Source organism: Methanogenium sp. MK-MG, assembly GCF_009914725.1.
Taxonomy (GTDB): domain Archaea; phylum Halobacteriota; class Methanomicrobia; order Methanomicrobiales; family Methanomicrobiaceae; genus Methanogenium.
In genome coordinates, this window is sequence record NZ_JAAAWJ010000128.1 from 1 (window position 1) to 3,176 (window position 3,176).

4 protein-coding genes are annotated in these 3,176 nt (G+C 54.8%); all 4 read right to left on the reverse strand.

The window, feature by feature from the left end:
• On the reverse strand, positions 1-956 hold a 956-nt coding region (locus MKMG_RS11120; protein ID WP_165077995.1), incomplete at its 3' end, for a magnesium transporter.
• 21 nt (positions 957-977) lie between these two features.
• Entirely contained in the window at positions 978-1,916 is a 939-nt protein-coding gene (locus tag MKMG_RS11125; protein WP_165077999.1) for a ribonuclease Z, read from the reverse strand.
• Positions 1,913-2,686: a sugar phosphate isomerase/epimerase gene (locus tag MKMG_RS11130; RefSeq protein WP_165077996.1), complete on the reverse strand. Its 774-nt coding sequence runs from the start codon at positions 2,684-2,686 to the stop codon at positions 1,913-1,915. The genes MKMG_RS11125 and MKMG_RS11130 overlap by 4 nt, the downstream gene beginning before the upstream one ends.
• Positions 2,683-3,176, reverse strand: a 494-nt coding sequence (locus MKMG_RS11135; protein ID WP_165077998.1) for an AAA family ATPase, incomplete at its 5' end; no start/stop codon positions are given. The genes MKMG_RS11135 and MKMG_RS11130, both read right to left, overlap by 4 nt.

Consider the following 3,176-nt stretch of genomic DNA (forward strand, 5'->3'; position numbering starts at 1 on the left):
CCGATGAGGGGGAATACAAACAGTGCATAGAGATATGACCCGCCAAACTGTTCCAGCACCGGTCGTTCAGGATACGCCTTCACATCGATTTCACCCATATGCATGCCTGTTGCAAGTCGGGAACAGAGAATACCTGCAATCGATCCACAAAGCCCGGTAAACGGCGGGATGATGATCAGGAACACGGCAAATTCGACGAGCAGCTCCAGGTCAAGCGTGTAGGTCAGACCTGCGAGTGTTCCGACAACAGACAGGATCAAAAGAAGCGGCAGAATTTCGCGATTTATCTCAAAGACTGGTTCATCGAGGTACACTGAATAGATGAGACAGGCAGCACTCAGAAGAAGCACGATAACAAAGAGGATATTGAGCACAACGGGTGCCAGTGTAACAAAGAACAGGGTTGTCACAACAAGGACCGGCAGGGTGACAATGTCTCCTGCCGTTGTCACGGAAGGTGCTGCGATCATATCAAGGTCCAGGCCAAAGCGGTAACTGATAAGCACCACAATGAGCGTGATACCCATTACAATGAGCCCGGAAATAATGCCTGACACAACGGAAATGACCACATAATCGATAACGCTCATGCCCTCAATACCAAAGACAGCGCATATACCGGAGACGATGAGGCCCAGCCAGAATCCAATGATAACCGTTGTCAAAAAAGAGGCCCTGATATTTGATCCCAGCACGGACTCACGGGAAAACTCTACGTCAAATGCCCCCAGGTGCATCGATGAGGAGAGACGGGATGCGAGCACTCCGGATATACTCCCCCGCATATTAATGGACGGGGGTACCATGACCATCAGTCCCGGAAGGAGATAGAGAACGTCACGTGCTGAACCGAGATAGATGCCGGCGGCACTTGCGGCAAATGCACATACTAACAGAGCGACAAAACCTGTCAGAAACAGACGGATCGGGGAGGATATCTGCAGCACCAGTTTCATCACCTTCCCCTGTCATTTTCATCAGCTCCGGTATGGAATCTCGATGATATCGAGATCATCAGGTGCAAACACCTGTCCTGAATAGTGTTTCCCCGCATCCTCTATATGAGTTATTGTATTGGTATAGCGTGAACTGATATGGACGAGGGCAAGGCGGGCAGCATCAATCTGGGCCGCAACCATTCCCGCCTCCGCTGCAGTGGAGTGGTAGACCTCCGGCGCACGGTCTGCCTCACTCTCATCAAAGGTGGCGTCATGAATCAGGAGGTCTGCATCCATACCCCAGCCCAGCCAGGAGCGCACATTCGGACGAGTGTCGCCGGTGTAGATTACTTTCCGGCCGGGCCGCGAGGGACCTACCACCTGGTCTGCGGCCACAACAGTCTCCTCCCCGTCAGTTTCGACCGTGACTGCCTCTCCACGCTGGAGTTTTCCAAAGAGACGCCCCTCCGGCACTCCAAGCCTGATTGCCTCCTCACGATCAAACCTGCCGGGGCGTGCATCCTCTTCAAGGATATACCCCAGCCCCGGTATCCCGTGCTGAGCAGAGAACGCCCGGACCTGGTATCCGTTAAATGGCACCACATCCCCATGATTCAGGGTCCGGGGGTCAAGCCTGAATCCCGGCGGCTTCTTTGCGAGTGCGAGAACGCCTTCAACAAACCCGTCCACCCAGCGGGGCCCGTATATGGGAAGGGGCTCTGTGCGACCCATAAACGAGAGCGTATGAATCAGGCCGGGAACTCCGAGGTAATGGTCTGCATGCCAGTGGGTGATAAAGATGGCATCGACCGTAAAGCCGGTTCGTGCCCGCATCATCTGCTGCTGTGCACCCTCACCACAGTCAAAGAGCAGGGAATCTGCCCCGTGTCGGATCATGATGCATGCCGGATTACGGTTCGGCGTAGGGAGAGCACCTGCCGTTCCGAGGAAGTATACCTGAAGCGTCTCTCCTGCTATGAAAAACACCTCCTGAAAACGTCTATGCTTACGGCGGCCTCGTCCAGATTGCGGCCTTCCACGACACAGATGCCGCGGTATGCGGCAGTGATACGGGCACCGGCATCATCCCAGTCAATGCTTCCTGCCCCCAGGGCAAGGTGTTCATCCGAACGTCCGTGGTTGTCATGAATATGCATATGGGTCGCTGTTCCGATACGATCCAGGTAGGTCTTCATCTGACCGGTGGTGTTCGCATGCCCCAGGTCTACGGTTGCATAGATGCCATCCACTCCTTCAATCATCCCGTAGTGTTCATCGGCTTCCATGCAGAGGAAATCCGGAATTTTCGGCATATTCTCAAGACAGACACGCACCCCGGTATCAATACCCGTTGCTCCTATTTCCCGGAGTGCCTCCTTGTGAAGGTTCCAGACCTTCTGCGGCACCAGGCGCCCGTGGGGTGAGATATAGCCGGGATGAATCGTCACCACGTCGGTTATATCTGCAGCCTTTGTAACACAGAGCTGCATCTGGCGGATGGATTCCCGGTAGATGGGATCGTTCAGGGAGCCGATATTGAGGTCAGTGAAGGGCGCATGGACGCTGATTGCAAGGCTTGTGGTCTCGATAATCTCTGATATTTTTGCAAACGCCTCCGGGTTGTCCAGCCGGTAATTGCCGTCGGCTGATATCTCCCAGCCGTCATACCCACACTCTTCGATGCCGTATACCCACTCCGGCGATGACCACACCTTGGATGAGGAGGCAAAATAGAGCGGAAGTGTCATGCACGTCCCTCCATACACTGACAGAGCAGTGCCCGTACCGCAGTCTCATACTCCTCAATACTCCCGTCATTGGTGACCGTCACGTCTGCCATCGCAAGCGCCGCATCCAGTCCCCAGCCGCGTTCCCGCTCGTCACGGGCATTCAGTTCTGCAGCCGAGGTGACATCATCCTCTCTGCCACGGCCGAAGATCCGTTCCAGCCGCACCGCATCGGAGCATGCAACACCCACCAGATAAAAATCAGGGAAACTACTTCTGAAGAGCACGACTTCAGCTTCACTGCGTATGCCGTCAATGATAACGGCCTCTGTCCCGCACGCCTCCACACGCGGAATGGTGAGCTGTGCAATCGCATCACGCCCCATCTTTTCACGCAGTTGTGCTGACGCTTTACCCATCGAGAGATCGGACAGGGTGTGCCCTGATCTACGCACATATTCTCGGATTGAATCTCCCATCACCACAACCGGGATATCGAGCTCTTCTGCAA